Genomic DNA, 16,305 nt, shown 5'->3' with positions numbered 1-16,305 from the left:
TACTTCTCTACCCGCTAATCACTCTATGCCTCAAGCAACTTCTGTGATGCTGACAATTTTGCCACCTGCACGATGAATGCGCTGAATTTGCGGAGTCATATTCCCACCGGATACAAGATATTCAGTGTTACTTAGTCGGCGAGGACTATCAAATTTAGACCCCTTGACTAAAATCTTAAATGTCTTTTCTGTCGCATCTTTGTAAGCACTGATCCGACCGCCTGTTGTTGGCAAAGTAATCTTGTTACCGCTATTACCAGCCACAAAATCTACTAAGCGAGAAGCGGTAAAAGCACTATCAACTCCTGCATAACCTTGATACAGGGAAAGGGTGCGATTGTAGCCGACTTGCTTTTGTCCGACTTGACTTTTTGCCCCTTGATAATAAGGGACTGTATTCTCGCCAAATTTTTCCTGATATTCTGGACTATCGAGATAAGAATCAATTTCGGCCTCGTAGCCTTCTTGCGTACACCGACAAATATGCTCAGAAAGTTCCTCTTGAGCTAAAGGAGCGCGACCCAACAAATGTTTGAAGTTTAGCTCGACAAAGCGGTAAGGAGCGCAGGATTCAAAATACCGACTGCGATAAAAGTCAGATTTAGCCACAGCGCGGACAAATTCTCGTACCGTTATCGTGCCATCGCACAACTTGGATTCTGCAATCGTCAGGCGTTCACTTTCCATGATATGGGGATTGCCTAATACTTGCTTGTAAACAGCGCGAATTATTGCCTGTTTATCATCGGAGCTACTGGTCGGCCAAAGTTCTACTGGCGCATCTAAAACGACACTCATTGAGTTTCTCCTAAGAATAAATAACGCTTGAAAACATGGAATTAGGCATTGTGAAAGACACGCTCAGGGAGATAATTCCCCAAGTCGTTAAGGCAGAAGTTTGAGCGGTTGTTAATTGACAGCAGTAATGCTGGAAATTACGCCGCCTTGTTTGTGAATGCGTTGATATTCTTGCGAGAGCCTATCAAATGGTACGAGATAGGCTTGATTGCTAGAGCGAAATTTAGAGACTCGGTTCATCACAGTCGTTGCTGAAGAACGATATCCAGTCACAGTAATGCGATAAACTTTGCCTTCTGCTGAGGCGCCTAATCCAGCACGAGTACGTGAATTGATACCAGACTCTTGGAATGCCCAACCATCTCCAACTGCACCACCTGAAGGGGGAACTATGGGTAGAGGGGTTTGCTGAATCACGAATTTATTCAGGACAGGGGTTTTTCCAGAAAGACTGCCCTTGAGGTCGCTACTGGAAGCTCCCCGCAACAGAGCAAACATATGAGTAAACCCAACCATATTTTGTCCTGGCTGGGTTTTGTAGCCTCGGTAATAGGGAACGATATTTTCCCCATAGGCATTTTGGTATTCATCACTGTCGAGGTAAGAATCAATTTCTGCCTCGAAGCCTTCTGTATCTAGAATGGTGCTATGTTCTCTCATTTCTTCTAAGCCATCAGGGGCCCGACCTAGAAGATGTTTGAAATTGAGTTCAATAAACCGATAGCGAGGACAAGTATCAAAAAAGCGAGAGCGGTAAGCGTCTGATTTTGCCAAAGCGCGGACAAATTCGCGCACACTGAATTCACCACTTTTGAATTGGGATTCAGGAATCGTCGCTCGTTCACTTTCCATGACGTAAGCATTACCCAAAACTTGCCGATAAACGGCATTAATAATGGTTTCTACTTCTTCTTGTGAACGTCCTGGAATTAGTTCTAAACGAGGTGTTTCTTCAAATAAACTGACTCCAAGTCGAGATGCAGGTCCAAAAACCATTTAAAAAATCTCCACGATTGTATTACATGAGAAACTACCATACTTAGACGTTATATTAAAAAACTTTACATAACTTAACATAAAATTTGATCGGGGGAGCTTAGTTGTACTACACAAAGAGGTTGAAAGCTGGGTTCGGAGTCTTTTATTGCAATATTTATTCTGTAGTACGAAATAAAAAAATGTAATATATGGTGAGTGTGACTTGAAATTATTAAGCCGATAAGTTATAAGATGTGAGGTAACTCAGTGGCAAAACTTTGACGCTTTTCAAACTGTAGAGAGCCAAAAGCCGACCCCCAAACCTGTTGATGGGTATTTACGTCCAGACCTCGATCGAGGCTACTCCAAGTTGTTTCTGTAATCTCGACATCACTGACTAGGTAGGTGGAACAACCTCTTTTTTCGATGAGACAAAGGTTTCCAGGTTCCACACGGCCTCGAAACATTTCGCCCTCTCGTTTAAAAATCATGGAACAGTGATAGCGTCGTTGCAGACTATCTGGTTTAATAGTTTTGAGAATGCTTAACTCTCGTGCGGCTCCGGCGTACTGTATGGGGTCTTGGAGGCTATAATTTTCAATATAAATCTGATCTTCCTGGTCAATTAAGCGATGAACTCCCTGACGATAGGGAGTCCACAGATCGTGATCGTAAACTTGTTCAGAGTAAAAGCCAATCGCATTGAAAAATTCAAAGGGTAAGGGACGAAAAAATATCCGAATATGGGCAAATTTTTGTGGGTTATTAAAGGATTGTTGAGAGTTACTAAAATCCCCAGCCATCCATTGAGCTAAAGTGATTAAATCATTGCTTTTAACGGAATTCATAAGCTAAGAAGAAGGTAGAAGAAAGTTTATTAATAGCAATTAGCAATTCACTAATTCCCTGAAAGCGAACGAATTTCTGAGGAAAATGACGCTGTTACTACCCCACTTCCTCCACTGGTTTTAATTAGGGAAACACGAAACCGTAAATTAGGATTAGCAAACCAAATTTTTTCTTCTGCTGCGGCGTGTTCGTAGCTAGTCAACAGCACAAAAGTTCCATCCTCTGTGATGTGATAGTCACCTGCGGCGGCAATAGTTTCAGCATAACCTTGATCTCGTAATAACTTACCCCGATTAGGTATATTTGGATCTGGGATTGGGACCAGAATACAACTCCCCTTAACCTCAGAATTCTCATCCCAATCTGACTCACCCTCCCAACTCATTTGAAAAGGCATTACTGCTTGGGATGAGTCAACATTATACAATTGACAGAGTTCCATCACTGCCCGATCGCCCGGTGAGATAGCAACGATATCAATGACTGACTGCACAGCTTCAAAGTGTCTGAAAGTCAAATGATGGGCGCTGCGCTGGGAGCGCCACCGCCCTAGAGAATTTTCAACAAACTGCTTAATATTGTTCATGGAAAACATTGTACAGGGGCAAGAGCCAAAATATTCTTGTCTTCAGAACTCCACTTTTTGGGCCGCTGTCCACGAAAAAAAGTGCTTTTAGCCACAAAAGTAACAAATTGTTACTTTGTTTCTCAGGAATGAGACAGAGGCAACACCCCAGAGATATATTCAAAACCATTAAGTTAGTCACCAAGTTGACCAACTCAAGTTCAGAAATAATTTTTCTAAGTTAAGGAGAACTCAATGCTTGACGCTTTTTCAAGAGCTGTAGTTTCAGCCGATGCCAGCACCTCTACCGTCGGTGATATTAGTGCTCTGAGAGCTTTCGTTGCCAGCGGCAACCGACGCTTGGACGCTGTAAACGCGATCGCCAGCAACGCTAGCTGCATGGTTTCTGATGCTGTTGCCGGTATGATCTGCGAAAACCAAGGCTTGATTCAAGCTGGTGGTAACTGCTATCCTAACCGCCGCATGGCTGCTTGCTTGCGCGATGCAGAAATCATCCTGCGCTATGTCACCTATGCTTTGTTGGCTGGTGATGCTTCAGTTCTTGATGACCGTTGCTTGAATGGTTTGAAAGAAACCTACGCAGCTTTGGGCGTGCCCACCACCTCCACCGTGCGTGCCGTTCAAATCATGAAGGCTCAAGCGGCTGCTCACATCCAAGACAATCCCAGCGAAAAATTTGCTGGTGCTAAGCTCCGCAAAATGGGCAGTCCTGTAGTAGAAGATCGTTGTGCTAGCCTCGTTGCTGAAGCTTCCAGCTACTTCGATCGCATCATTTCTGCACTGAGCTAGTCAGTTGCTAATCGCAATTCGCTCAGCAAAATTGAAACTACGCTCACTGTCGTCAAAATCACTTTAGGAGTTTTAGGAAATGAAATCAGTTCTCACCACAGCTATTGCCTCTGCTGATGCAGCAGGCCGCTTCCCTAGCACCTCAGATTTAGAATCAGTTCAAGGTTCTATCCAACGCTCTGCTGCTCGTTTAGAAGCTGCAGAAAAACTAGGCAACAACCTCGACGCAGTTGCTAAAGAAGCTTATGATGCTTGCATCAAAAAGTATCCTTACTTGAACGAATCCGGTCAAGCTAACTCCACCGATACTTTCAAAGCAAAATGCCATCGTGACATCAAGCACTACCTGCGCTTGGTTCAATATTGCTTAGTTGTTGGTGGCACAGGCCCTCTGGACGAATGGGGTATTGCTGGTCAACGCGAAGTTTATCGCGCTTTGGGCTTGCCTACTGCTCCTTACGTTGAAGCATTGAGCTTTGCTCGTAACCGCGGTTGCGCTCCTCGCGATTTGTCTGCTCAAGCTTTGACTGAGTACAATGCTCTTCTTGACTACGCGATCAACTCCCTGTCCTAATTAACTGACAGGTTTGTCATGTCGTGACAGGGTAGTTTCTACCCGACAAGTCTAGGAACTCTTGGCTCGTTGCTTTACCGATTTTGGTGAGGTAAGGGTAAAGAATTCCTAGGCTTGTTATTGTGTTTTAATAGGCATATCATATTATAGTTATTGCAGACTGCTAATTTTATGGATAAACGCTTTTTTAGTTTTTTTAATTTAACGGAAGACCAGGCGATCGCGCTTTTAGATACGCCCCAAGCAGAAATCGGCGAAGAGGATTCCCGCTACATAGCTGCTTCCCACTTGATCAATTTCTCAAGTGATCGATCGATCGCAGCACTGATGCGAGCAGTACAACAAACCGATCCGGTGCTGGAAAACCGGATTGTGCGCCGCAAATCGGTGGAAACATTAGGAAGACTGCAAGCGGTGCAAGCATTGCCGGTGATTCGCACCTGTCTGGCGGATGATGACTGCTACACGGTGGAAAATGCGGTTTGGGCGATCGGCGAAATTGGCACTCAAGATCCCGATATTTTAGCAGAAGTTGCCCAATTGCTGGAGAAACCGGGACAAACCTACCGGGTAATTATCCACACCTTAACTAAGTTAGATTATCAGCCAGCCGTAGCCAGAATTCGCAGATTTGTCGATGATATTGACCCGCCGACTGCTAGTGCTGCGATCGCCGCAATTTGTCGCTTAACCAGAGACTTTTCTCAAATGGGAAAAGTTGTCGCGATGTTGCAACACAAAAATGTCCTTGGGCGCCGATTATCTATTCAGGATTTGATAGATGCGCGTTACTACGATGCAATTCCAAATATTGCCAGATGCCCGGTATCTTTAGTCTTTAGGCTCAGAGGAATTAGGATGTTAGCAGAAGCAGGAATTGCTGACAAATTCCTGACTTTTGCTACCATTAAACCCCATTTGGAACAAACATTAAGAGATTATCCAGCAGATTTAGATCTAGTGCATAGTTATGAAAAATTGCCCGACTTACCGTTTTTAATTCGCCAATTATACGAAACAGATTTTGGACGTTGCTATTTAGCAGCTAAAACGATACTTGAAAATTACTCAGAGGAGGCACCAGCCGCCCTGTTTGCTACCTTTGCTGAAGAAGCAAATAATGACTATGGAGCGCATTTTCATGTGGTAAAATTGTTCGGTTGGTTAAAACATTCTCCAGCCTACGATTTGTTATTGGAAGCTTTGCATCACCCGCAACCCCAGTTTCAGAAATCCCGTGCAGCGGCGGCGATCGCCCTGGGAGAACTGGGAGAACAACGTGCTATTCCAGAATTGAAAGCCTGTCTGGAAACTAAAATCTGGGATTTGAAGTATGCTGCATTAATGGCACTAGAAAAACTTGGTGATGTCAGCGGTTATGAAATTGCTGCGGCCGATCAAGATTGGTTGGTTCGAGCTAAAGTAGATGCTCATACTTCTGTCACATCCGAGTTAGAGCTGTAGGGAGGCACTGCCGTGTCACTACAGCTACCGGACACGGCAGTGCAGTGTCCCTACCTGAGAAATGTAATATCTTAATTAAGCTTAAAATACAATACCTAAAACCCCAAAAACCATGACAACAGATGCTTTGTTTGAACAACTAAAACACCCGAATCCTCATCTGCGCGATCGGGCAATGTTTGAAATTGCTGATTCCCGCGATGAAAATACAATTTCTCGATTGGTGGGCATTTTAGATGAAGAAGATGTCACCTATCGTCGGGCGGCGGTAAAAGCCTTGGGCGTGATTGGTGAAGAGGCTGTGCCATCTGTGGTTGAGGCATTGTTAAACAGTGATAATGTGACTGTGCGAGGGAGTGCGGCGAAGGTATTGGCACAAATTGCGGTTAATTATCCAGATTTGCCGTTTCCTGAAGCGGGCTTGCAGGGATTGAAAAAGGCGATCGACGATCCGAATCCTGTGGTTAATATTGCTTCAGTGATGGCCTTGGGGCAGATGGGTTCCTCTGCTTTTGAGATTTTGGTGGAGTCGCTCAAAACAACGGATAATGTGGCGGTACAGGTGGCGATCGTGAATGCTCTTGCTTCTGTGGGCGATCGGCGTTGTGTAGAAGTTCTCACCACATTTGCCAATGATGAATCGGTGGATTCTTATGTGCGGGAATCAGCGACAAGTTCTTTATCGCGGTTGGATTTGGTGATGAATTACAAGCGTGCAGATAGTTAGATTTAGTGAGATTTTTAGCACTACTCTCGATCGCACACAGCACTTGCAGGCAAAGCGAACGCGGTTAGAGTTGACGCAATCAGTCGAGCTTTTTTAACTGTTGTGACTGTTCTTGCAATCGAGTTTCGAGCTTCTGACACACGAGTTCGCATAAATCAAAAATCATCCGGTCAGTGATTTGATAGTGGCGTTGCTGATTCTGGCGTATGAATCAACTTTTCGCTTGATGTTACAAAACTCACCATACTTGCCTTATAACAATTGGGAAATCTTGAATTCATACCTATAATTCAGCAACGCCAATTTAGTCATATAATATGCTATCCTTACGACCAAATGGCCCTGATTTAGGTTAGCGAAAATTAGGCGATCCGGCTAGGATATTTTGCCTGGAAATCATTTCTGATAACTCTTGTGGGGCGGCAATCGGACTCGTCCGAAAGCTTACTTAAATTTAAATACCGAACAGCTTACAAGTTTTTATTACTCGATGAGGAACCAGAAAAGATATATCATAATCTTAATCGGATCATTTCTTCCCAGATATGTTCTACTGTTCTAATCCCACGTGTGCTCATCCTTTCAATCCCGACAATTCTAAATTCTGTCAAAGTTGCGGATCGCAAGGCCTCACGCCTCTGTTTAGAAACCGCTACCGCGTGATTCGACTGTTGGGCGAAGGGGGATTTGGCAGAACTTATGAAGCGGTAGATACGGATCGCATGGACGATCCCTGTGTAATCAAGCAGTTTGTACCCCAATTTCAAGGAACCTCAGCACTTGAAAAAGCCGCCGAATTGTTTAAGCAAGAAGCGAAACGACTTTACGAACTCGGTGAACATCCCCAAATTCCTCGATTAATTGCTTATTTTGAACAAGACAAGCGACTTTATTTAGTACAAGAGTTGATTGAGGGGCAAACTTTACTAGCAGAATTAACTCAGCAGGGTGTTTTTAGCGAAGAAAAAATTTGGCAGTTGTTGGCAGATGTACTGCCGATTTTGAAATTTGTGCACGATCGCAATGTCATTCACCGAGACATCAAACTTGAGAATATCATGCGGCGTCGCACCTCTGTTAGCTCCTCCCTGCCAAAATCGGGAAATTTTCGGAATTCACCTTTCCGAAGGGGAGGGCGGGGAGAGTTGGTTTTGATAGATTTCGGCATTTCCAAGCAAGTGACGGGCTCGCTGATGAGCAAAGTAGGCACGACGGTAGGAACGCCCGGATATTCGCCGATAGAACAAATGCGCGGTCAAGTTTTCCCCGGAAGCGATTTGTACAGTTTGGGCATAACTTGCCTGAGACTGCTAACTCAATGTTTGCCAAAAGTTGACGGTGCCGATCACCTTTATGACCCGATCAACGGCGGCTGGATGTGGAGAGAACGGTTGCCTCCCGGCACAAAAATCAGCAGCGAGTTGGCAAACATTTTAGATAAATTAATTCAAGATTATCTCAAAAATAGATATCAATCGGCTGATGAAGTAATCAAAGCTTTAAATCTCTATTCTTTACCTCCCCAACCCCATTGTGTCAATGGAGGACAACTTGCTATAAATTCTTTTTTCACAAAAGGAGGACAACTTGCTATCAATCTCCCGCTCAATCAAAGCGGGGAAATCAATAGTAATATCTCTGTCAATCCCAGGGAAAAATCCAACACCAATCCGCCTCCGAACAAGGCATCGCAGAGAATTGCCGCTGTCAAAAGCACTTTTGAATTTCAGGTGGTGACAGTAGACAAGCGCGGGAAGCAAACTAATGTAAACAGCGGCAAAGCGCGTTTTTTTGAAGAACGTCTCGGTAGCAGTACAGTGCTGGAAATGGTATCAGTTCCTGGCGGTACTTTCCTCATGGGTTCTCCAAACGATCGGGGAGACAGCGACGAAAAACCGCAGCACCCAGTAACTTTAGGCTCTTTCTATATTAGCAAATTTCCAGTCACTCAGGCCCAGTGGACAGCAGTTGCAGCGCTGCCGGAAATTAAAATATTTCTCAATCCCGATGCTGCCCGTTTTAAAGGTGCAAATCGACCTGTAGAAAATGTATCTTGGTACGAGGCTGTGGAGTTTTGCGATCGACTTTCTCGCAAAACTGGTAAGAATTATCGCTTACCTAGCGAAGCCCAATGGGAATATGCTTGCCGGGGGAAAACTACGGGGCCGTTTCACTTTGGGGAAACGATTACCAGCGAGTTAGCAAATTACAACGGAAATTCTCATTACGCTGACGGGCCGAAAGGAGTTTATCGCTTTCAAACGACAGATGTGGGCAGTTTTAAACCTAATGCTTTCGGATTGTACGATTTCCACGGAAATGTTTGGGAATGGTGCGCGGATTCTTGGCACAATAATTATAACGGTGCGCCTGCTGATGGTAGCGTTTGGGAGTCTGACGGGGACTCTTCGCTGAGGTTGTTGCGGGGGGGTTCTTGGAACGATCATCCTCCGAATTGTCGCAGCGCGTGCCGCCTCAGATATCAGCCGGATTGCAAGGCTAGTATTGTGGGTTTTCGAGTGGTTCTTTCTGTTGTTTAAACTTTAATTGTAGGCATTCCTTCTCCTATCTAGAAATGCCTCTACGGTTTCCCTATCAATCAAAGATTTATGCAATAAGCCTATGGATCTTGTCTCGGAATGGAGAAACCCGGTTTCTTGAAGAAACCGGGTTTGGGAATGGACGACGGCCCAAATTATTGCCTTATATCGTTTCCGGTTGCATCGGAATAATAAAATCGAGTCAACAGTTAACACTCAATCATTCAGTTTTTCGACCCGCCCGTCAACAGTCAACAGTCAACAATCACGGACGGTGCAACCGGAATTGATATTAACTAGCCTTCTTTTGAGGAGCCATTATGCGTTCCACACTCATAGCAGCCACGCTCAAAGTCACTACAGCCATGCCCAGAATTGCCACAGGCTGCAACTTCTCATTGATAATTAGAAAACCGAAGAGTGCGGTCATCGCCGGCCCCAAAGTGCCAATTACTGACGCTAAGGCGGCCCCGGCAAAGCGGATGGCAAAATTATTCAAAAGATAGCTAAACAGCGTCAGCACCCCTAAAACAACGCCTCCCATAATCAAACCAGGCCAAACATTTTGGTCGATTTTAGGAGAAAAATTTTCCGACAGCGGCACCCACAAACTCAGGGAGGAAAATACAAAAATCGCGGCGAAATTAACTAAACTAAAAGGAATTGGGTGCAACTTGCCCGCAGCCATTTGCGTCAGCAATACGTAACCTGCAAAGGTAATCCCAGAAGCGAGTGCAGCCGTGACTCCCACCCCGACATTGCCGCCGCCGGGAGCTGGGGCCGCAAAACTCGGCCACCCAGCTAAAATCAGACCTGCGGTAATCCCGACTATCGCCAAAAAGCCGACTGTGCTGGGGCGAGAACCAAACAAGATCCAAGAACCTAGTACGGTGACGATCGGATAAATAAAGAAAATCGTAATCGCAATCCCCGCCGGAATATTGCCGATCGCCAAATAAATCAAAACCTGAGACAAAAACAGAAAAAATGCGCTTCCTAAAACCTTACTCCACAAAGCTCGATCGCCCGACTGGAACAACCGCCTAATATCTTTCCACACAGAAGGATACAGAAATGTCGCCAATATCGGCATCAAAGCCATCACCACGATCAGCCGCATCAACAAAATCAACAAAGAATTTCCAAAACCTGGAGTCACCACCCCCGGAAATTCAAACAACCCAAAAACCATCCGAGGATTTTTGCTTTTAATCAGAATTCTCAAACAAACATTAAACAGCGACAATACCACCGCCGAAGACAAAGCCAGCACCAAACCTGTCTGCACTTGAGAAGCTACTTTAGCGGGTGCCGTCGGTGGCGCTGAAGAAGGCTGCCGAACCGGTTCTCGCGGCGTTTCCACAGGTGTTGGCGGCTGCTTAAGTTGTGGGCGGACAGAATTAACTGAATTAACTGAATTAACTGAATTAGTTGATTCCTCGACATAGGAATCTTGAGCATCGAAAGGATTCTCAAGATATTCTTCTTCTGATTCGAGTTCTTCCCTGATGCGGTTTACGAGATTTTGTAACAGCTCTTCCCCTTGCAGTTCCAGGGTTTTCATGTTGTTGAGCCGCACAGAAAGCTCGCTTTCGTAACTGGTTAAATCTTGTTCCAGCATCTGGAAACTGCGATCGATCCTTTCATCCAGCGCCGCCAGCAACTGCGAGGCTCGTTCGTCGTAGTTGCTCGGCGGCAGGGGTATCGGGAACTCGCCACTGGGAATAGGGCTGCTGAGAGAATTTCCCGCATTAGCGCTGAGTTCGTTGAACCGCTGCACCAACAAATCCTGCAAATTGTGAGCCAAAACTTGAGCCAACTGCTTCAGCCACAATTGCTGCTGCTGAATGTATCGCCCAGACAGAGATTCCATTTGCTGAGACTGCAATTTGCGATATTGCTCCCGGAGGTCTTCAATATCTTCAATCAGGTGATTTTTTTCAGTTTGCAGCCGAGTAATGTCTTGATTTAACTGGCCTTTGACATTTTGATGCAAAGCGTCCAGTTCTTGCATTACTGAGTGGAGGACTTCTTCTGCTGATTGTGCATCCTCTGGCTCGCCCTTTGACGAGTATACGTTCCGCTGCGCCATTAGCCTATAACCTCTAATTTAAACTGCACGTTCTGTGTTCTTAAGTATTTTGCCAAATCAGGTCGCAAGTTCTAGTGAGTGGCTCTAAAAGATTGCGGACACTGTTGAATCAATAGTAGTCGCTAAGCTACAAATGTGAGAAAATTGCGTGAAGCAAAGCTATCCGGCACGGAATCGTCCCAAGAACACTTTGTGCAATTAGAAATCATACTACAGCATGACCTCTCCACGGATTGCTCCCGGTAATTCTCGCATCTAACTCACCCGATTGCACCCGAATCACAAGCCTAAGAGCCCGTTCCGCGACTAAATGTTTGGGGGGTCGCACTCCTAGCCCCTCAATGGATAACTTGATGCTGCGGCCAGAAATCCGGTTTCTTTTGCCCGCCTTTCTCCCGCACTCCCGCACCCAGGTTTATGATTTTAACAGTTCCGATCTTTTGCTCGCGAAAGTTTTAAGAGGCGATCGCACCCTGAAAAAGCCACCCCCGCGCCATCCAAAAATTAACACATCTCATCCCCCAAGAGCAACAGATATGGCATCCGAAATTTATGACAATTCCTTTACAAAGGATATAGAAAAACTGAATATTTCCTCAGAAGGCGAAGTCTTTGTCTTTCCCGCCTCATTTGCCCAGCAGCGCTTGTGGTTTCTCGACCAATTCGCACCGGAAAACCCTTTCTACAATGTAGTAACAGCACTGCGCTTAACTGGTTCCCTCAACTTAACAGCCTTAGAGCAAACCTTCAACGAAATAGTGCAGCGCCACGAAACTTTGCGAACCACTTTGGCCGCAGTATCAGGGCAACCCGTGCAGATAATCTCTCCGGCTTTCAAGACTCATTTAAAACTTTTAAACCTGCAACATTTGCCACCAGAACTACGGGAAACAGAAGCACATAAACTCACTGCATCCGAATCTCTTCGCCCTTTCAATTTATCCACCGGGCCGCTGATGCGAGTAACCATCCTGCGGCTGACAGAAACCGAGCATATTCTCTTGCTAAATATGCACCACATAGCCTCCGATGATTGGTCTATCGGTGTGCTAATTCGAGAACTGGAGGCTATCTATACAGCTTTGATAAATCAACAGCCATCTCCCCTGCCAGAATTATCACTTCAATATGCCGACTTTGCCGAGTGGCAGCGCGAATGGCTGCAAGGTGAAGTATTAGAAACTCAGCTAGCTTATTGGCGGCAGCAATTGCACGGGATTTCTGTGTTAAATTTGCCCACAGATCGCCCGGCACCAGCTAGGCAAAATTATCGTGGAAAAACTCAATATTTAGAACTGCCAAAAAACTTGAAGGACGCACTTTTAGTGCTCTCCCAGCGAGAAGGAGCGACTTTATTTATGACAGTGCTCGCTGCATTTCAAACTTTGCTTTACCGTTACTCGCAACAAGAAGATATTGTTGTCGGTTCGCCGATCGCCAATCGCAACCGCAGCGAAATAGAAGCATTAATCGGTTTTTTTGTCAATACTTTAGTGCTGCGAACAGACTGCTCTGGAAACCCGACATTTCGAGATTTTTTGGGCCGGGTGCGGGAAGTAACCCTGGGAGCTTACGCTCACCAAGATTTGCCTTTTGAGAAGCTCGTCGAGGAATTGCACCCAGAGCGATCGTTGAATCGCCACCCGCTGTTTCAGGTGGTATTCGGGTTGCAAAATGCGCCACTGGACGAGCTAGAATTGCCAGAATTAAAGTTGAGTTCTTTTCCTTTGGAGACTCAAACAACGCGCTTTGATTTAGAGCTGCATTTGTGGGAAGCTGCGGATAAGTTTAGGAGCAGGTACGGCGAAGAGTGGGAAGATTCGGAAGGCCTCAGAGGCGTAGCTGTGTACAATACGGATTTATTTGATGAAGTTACGATCGCCCGAATGCTGAGGCATTTTAAAACGCTGCTGGAAAGCATTGTTGCTAATCCAGAACAAGGAATCGCTAATTTACCTTTATTGAGCGAGGATGAAGTGAATCAATTATTCAGAGAATGGAACGATACTCGGACAGATTATCCTCAAAATAAGTGCATTCATCAGTTATTTGAAGAGCGGGCCCAGCAGCATCTGGAGGATGTCGCCCTAACTTTCGAGGGCCAGCACCTGACTTACAGAGAACTTAACATTCGCAGCAACAAACTGGCGCGCTACCTACAAAAACTGGGCGTGGGGGCGGAGGTTTTAGTGGGGCTGTGTGCAGAACGATCGATCGACCTAATTGTCGGGATGTTGGCTGTACTGAAAGCGGGAGGGGCTTACCTACCGTTAGATCCGAGCTATCCGCGCGATCGGCTAAACTTGATGCTGGAAGATGGTCGAGTTAAAGTCTTGCTAATTCAGGATAAATTGATTGAGAATTTCCGAGACTTCTCGAATACAGTGATTAAGTGCGATCGCGATTGGGAAGACATAGCCAAAGAAAGCGCCGAAAATCCCGCCAACACCGCAACAGCAGACAACCTAGCTTACGTTATTTACACATCGGGTTCCACAGGAAAACCCAAGGGAGTTGCTGTCACCCACAAAGCAGTAAATCGGCTGGTACTCAACACCAACTACATAAAAATAGAGCCTACCGATAAAATTGCCCAAGCATCAAACGCTTCATTCGATGCAGCCACATTCGAGATTTGGGGAGCCTTGCTTAACGGCGCTCAAGTCGTGGGAATTAGCACAAATATTACCCTTTCGCCTCACGATTTAGCCTTAGAAATGCGCCAACAAGGAATCACAGTTTTGTTTTTAACAACTGCCTTATTTCAACAAATTGCTAGAGTTTTACCGCAAGCTTTTAATTCGCTGCGCTGCTTGCTATTTGGCGGAGAAGCGGTCGATATGAGATGGGTTAAAAAAGTTCTCCAACAGCCGCAAACTACTCAATTAATTCACGTTTACGGCCCTACAGAAAATACCACATTTTCGGCTTATTATTGCGTGCAAGACGTACCCGAAACCGCAACATCTATCCCCATCGGCCGCCCGATCGCCAACACGCAAATTTATCTCCTCGATGCGGATTTGCAGCCCGTGGCGATCGGTGTTATAGGTCAATTGTACGTCGGCGGTGACGGACTGGCGAAAGGCTACCTCAACCAGCCTGATTTAACTGCTGCTGCATTCATTCCCAATCCTTTTAGCAATAAATCTGGTTCTAGGCTTTATAAAACAGGTGATTTAGGTCGCTATCGGGTTGACGGCAACATCGAGTTTTTAGGCCGCGTTGACGACCAAGTAAAAATTCGCGGCTACCGCATCGAGTTGGGAGAAATTGAAGCGGCTTTGTGCCAGCATCCACAAGTGCGCGAAGCAGTAGTAATTGTCAGGGAAGACATCCCCGGCGATAAACATTTGGTAGCTTATGTTATTCCTGACGGCATTAATGAAAAATCAGAAACTCAAAATCTCAAATCAAGTGACTTGCGCCAATTTTTGAAAGAAAAGTTACCAGGATATATGGTTCCTGCAACTTATGCAGTGTTGGAGAATATGCCACTGACGCCTAATGGCAAAGTAGACCGCCGCGCCTTGCCCGATCTAGATACAGACAGCGAGGATATAACAGAAAATTATGTAGCGCCTCGGACTGATATCGAAGAAATGCTGGGAAAAATTTGGGCTAAAGTTTTGGGAAAACAGCAAGTTAGTATCTACGATAATTTCTTTGAGCTAGGCGGGCATTCGCTGCTAGCAACTCAGTTGATTTCTCGCATCCGAGACGCTTTGCAAGTCGAGTTACCGGTCAGCAATTTGTTTGAGGCTCCGACTGTGGCGAGTCTGGCAAAATACATTGAAACAATGCGCTGGGCTGCGAAAGGTTTGGATACTCCCAGAACAGACGAAAGTGAGCGAGAAGATGTGGAATTTTAAGCCCGCCACAGCCAGAACCTACAGGATTTGGTAGTCCTGCATAGCAAGGAAAATGTGTTATAATTTCACTATTTCAACTACCTTAAATTTGAGCTTATGAATTGTCCTAAGTGCAACTCTGAATACATATTGAAAAATGGTCGCACTCACTCCGGAAAACAAAATTTTAAAGGTCGAGATTAATGATGCTTTGATTTAAATAAGCTCCGTCTAGAAGTTTCGGGACAGCGTTGCTACAGTTGAATTTAGCTACAAGTTTTACATCCTCACTAAAACCACGCTCGGTAAGTTCTTTACCAGAAGAGCAGCTAAATAGCGCAGAATCAAGGCAATGTTGAACATCCTTAAAGACTGATAGCGCAGCTCGTGCTTCCGGAGACTTAGTTCCTTTTAGATAACTTATAATTGCTCCAGCACCTATTAAGTCTTCAATAGCGGGGCGGAGAGTTCCGTCCTCCCACCTTTCACCTGCAGGAATCACCGCAACAGAACCGCCGAGTTGAGCAGTATATTCAGCCACAGCCAAACAATTTCGCAGACACCCCGCCAGAGTATGCTTGCCCATACTTGCAAGCGTTAATGTTGAGCCATTGGGAGATGGTAGAACGAGCTTAGTATTGGCAGCTATACCAACAAGTGAGGAAGGAGAAAGGGAGAATTGACCAGAGAATCGGCGCTTGAAGCTAGCTAGTTGAGCATTTTTCAACCTCGCGTATTCAACAGCAGTATCATCTTTCCAACGATAAGGAAATATTATTGCACCATTATGTACCGCTATGTCTACACATGTTGAAAAAGACATCACATCTATAATAATAACAACGTCGCTGATTGGAGAAAGCTTTTCAACTCCTTGCATTCCCCATTCACAACGAACGTCGAATTCTGATTGCTCATAAAACATTGCTGATTTTCCCTTGTATTGACCAACATCTGAGGGTAGTCCTGCAAAAGCAATGATGCAAGTCGATATAACCCTGCCTGCATAAGGATTGAGAAAACGAAAAACCTTACTTGTGCACCACTACCCAGGATT

At 45.3% G+C, this 16,305-nt stretch carries 13 protein-coding genes; 7 read left to right on the top strand and 6 right to left on the bottom strand.

Features of this window, described 5'->3' with window-relative positions:
• Positions 1-30 precede the first annotated feature (30 nt).
• The 4 genes from QUB77_RS13795 to QUB77_RS13780 all read right to left on the bottom strand — a co-directional run bounded on the left by QUB77_RS13795 (position 31) and on the right by QUB77_RS13780 (position 3,211).
• A complete protein-coding gene (locus QUB77_RS13795; protein WP_333173677.1) occupies positions 31-798 on the bottom strand; it encodes a phycobilisome rod-core linker polypeptide in 768 nt (255 codons plus the stop codon).
• 111 nt (positions 799-909) lie between these two features.
• Positions 910-1,794: a phycobilisome linker polypeptide gene (locus tag QUB77_RS13790; protein ID WP_333173676.1), complete on the bottom strand. Its 885-nt coding sequence runs from the start codon at positions 1,792-1,794 to the stop codon at positions 910-912.
• 227 nt (positions 1,795-2,021) lie between these two features.
• A complete protein-coding gene (locus QUB77_RS13785; RefSeq protein ID WP_333173674.1) occupies positions 2,022-2,624 on the bottom strand; it encodes a chromophore lyase CpcT/CpeT in 603 nt (200 codons plus the stop codon).
• 50 nt (positions 2,625-2,674) lie between these two features.
• Positions 2,675-3,211: a phycobiliprotein lyase gene (locus QUB77_RS13780; protein WP_333173671.1), complete on the bottom strand. Its 537-nt coding sequence runs from the start codon at positions 3,209-3,211 to the stop codon at positions 2,675-2,677.
• 234 nt (positions 3,212-3,445) lie between these two features.
• Here QUB77_RS13780 and cpeB point away from each other — a divergent pair, with 234 nt between their 5' ends.
• The 5 genes from cpeB to QUB77_RS13755 all read left to right on the top strand — a co-directional run bounded on the left by cpeB (position 3,446) and on the right by QUB77_RS13755 (position 9,305).
• A complete protein-coding gene (gene cpeB, locus QUB77_RS13775) occupies positions 3,446-4,000 on the top strand; it encodes a C-phycoerythrin subunit beta (RefSeq protein WP_015174916.1) in 555 nt (184 codons plus the stop codon).
• A 79-nt stretch (positions 4,001-4,079) separates the two neighbouring features.
• Positions 4,080-4,574, top strand: a complete 495-nt coding sequence (locus QUB77_RS13770) for a bleomycin hydrolase (RefSeq protein WP_333173666.1) — start codon at positions 4,080-4,082, stop codon at positions 4,572-4,574.
• 171 nt (positions 4,575-4,745) lie between these two features.
• Entirely contained in the window at positions 4,746-6,038 is a 1,293-nt protein-coding gene (locus QUB77_RS13765; RefSeq protein ID WP_333173663.1) for a HEAT repeat domain-containing protein, read from the top strand.
• 112 nt (positions 6,039-6,150) lie between these two features.
• Positions 6,151-6,765, top strand: coding sequence for a HEAT repeat domain-containing protein (locus tag QUB77_RS13760; protein ID WP_333173659.1), 615 nt, complete (start codon positions 6,151-6,153; stop codon positions 6,763-6,765).
• 545 nt (positions 6,766-7,310) lie between these two features.
• On the top strand, positions 7,311-9,305 hold the full coding sequence (locus QUB77_RS13755) for a bifunctional serine/threonine-protein kinase/formylglycine-generating enzyme family protein (RefSeq protein ID WP_333173656.1): 1,995 nt from the start codon (positions 7,311-7,313) through the stop codon (positions 9,303-9,305).
• Positions 9,306-9,597: 292 nt separating this feature from the next.
• Here QUB77_RS13755 and QUB77_RS13750 read toward each other — a convergent pair whose 3' ends face one another.
• Positions 9,598-11,397 carry an EamA family transporter gene (locus QUB77_RS13750; protein ID WP_333173654.1) on the bottom strand — a complete coding sequence of 600 codons (1,800 nt, stop codon included), beginning with the start codon at positions 11,395-11,397 and terminating at the stop codon, positions 9,598-9,600.
• Positions 11,398-11,933: 536 nt separating this feature from the next.
• Between QUB77_RS13750 and QUB77_RS13745 the strand changes: the two genes are divergently transcribed.
• Both QUB77_RS13745 and QUB77_RS31735 read left to right on the top strand, forming a co-directional pair.
• Positions 11,934-15,269, top strand: a complete 3,336-nt coding sequence (locus tag QUB77_RS13745) for a non-ribosomal peptide synthetase (protein WP_445251741.1) — start codon at positions 11,934-11,936, stop codon at positions 15,267-15,269.
• A gap of 96 nt (positions 15,270-15,365) precedes the next feature.
• Positions 15,366-15,452 (top strand): IS1/IS1595 family N-terminal zinc-binding domain-containing protein, encoded by an 87-nt coding sequence (locus QUB77_RS31735; protein WP_445251740.1) that lies wholly within the window; start codon positions 15,366-15,368, stop codon positions 15,450-15,452.
• Here QUB77_RS31735 and QUB77_RS13740 read toward each other — a convergent pair.
• On the bottom strand, positions 15,436-16,173 hold the full coding sequence (locus QUB77_RS13740; RefSeq protein ID WP_333173650.1) for a 2-phosphosulfolactate phosphatase: 738 nt from the start codon (positions 16,171-16,173) through the stop codon (positions 15,436-15,438). The genes QUB77_RS31735 and QUB77_RS13740 overlap by 17 nt on opposite strands.
• Positions 16,174-16,305 lie beyond the last annotated feature (132 nt).

It is taken from the genome of Microcoleus sp. AT9b-C3 (genome assembly GCF_036705485.1).
Lineage (GTDB): Bacteria > Cyanobacteriota > Cyanobacteriia > Cyanobacteriales > Microcoleaceae > Microcoleus.
Note: the sequence above shows the minus strand (reverse complement) of the source record. Positions and strands in the feature narration are given on the sequence as shown.

What these genes read in the sequence shown, in the direction of transcription:
- QUB77_RS13760 (WP_333173659.1), top strand. Translation starts at nt 6,151, where the DNA reads ATGACAACAGATGCTTTGTTTGAACAACTAAAACACCCGAATCCTCAT.
- QUB77_RS13785 (WP_333173674.1), bottom strand. Translation starts at nt 2,624, where the DNA reads ATGAATTCCGTTAAAAGCAATGATTTAATCACTTTAGCTCAATGGATG.
- QUB77_RS13740 (WP_333173650.1), bottom strand. Translation starts at nt 16,173, where the DNA reads ATGTTTTATGAGCAATCAGAATTCGACGTTCGTTGTGAATGGGGAATG.
- cpeB (WP_015174916.1), top strand. Translation starts at nt 3,446, where the DNA reads ATGCTTGACGCTTTTTCAAGAGCTGTAGTTTCAGCCGATGCCAGCACC.
- QUB77_RS13790 (WP_333173676.1), bottom strand. Translation starts at nt 1,794, where the DNA reads ATGGTTTTTGGACCTGCATCTCGACTTGGAGTCAGTTTATTTGAAGAA.
- QUB77_RS31735 (WP_445251740.1), top strand. Translation starts at nt 15,366, where the DNA reads ATGAATTGTCCTAAGTGCAACTCTGAATACATATTGAAAAATGGTCGC.
- QUB77_RS13780 (WP_333173671.1), bottom strand. Translation starts at nt 3,211, where the DNA reads ATGAACAATATTAAGCAGTTTGTTGAAAATTCTCTAGGGCGGTGGCGC.
- QUB77_RS13770 (WP_333173666.1), top strand. Translation starts at nt 4,080, where the DNA reads ATGAAATCAGTTCTCACCACAGCTATTGCCTCTGCTGATGCAGCAGGC.
- QUB77_RS13745 (WP_445251741.1), top strand. Translation starts at nt 11,934, where the DNA reads ATGGCATCCGAAATTTATGACAATTCCTTTACAAAGGATATAGAAAAA.
- QUB77_RS13750 (WP_333173654.1), bottom strand. Translation starts at nt 11,397, where the DNA reads ATGGCGCAGCGGAACGTATACTCGTCAAAGGGCGAGCCAGAGGATGCA.
- QUB77_RS13795 (WP_333173677.1), bottom strand. Translation starts at nt 798, where the DNA reads ATGAGTGTCGTTTTAGATGCGCCAGTAGAACTTTGGCCGACCAGTAGC.
- QUB77_RS13765 (WP_333173663.1), top strand. Translation starts at nt 4,746, where the DNA reads ATGGATAAACGCTTTTTTAGTTTTTTTAATTTAACGGAAGACCAGGCG.
- QUB77_RS13755 (WP_333173656.1), top strand. Translation starts at nt 7,311, where the DNA reads ATGTTCTACTGTTCTAATCCCACGTGTGCTCATCCTTTCAATCCCGAC.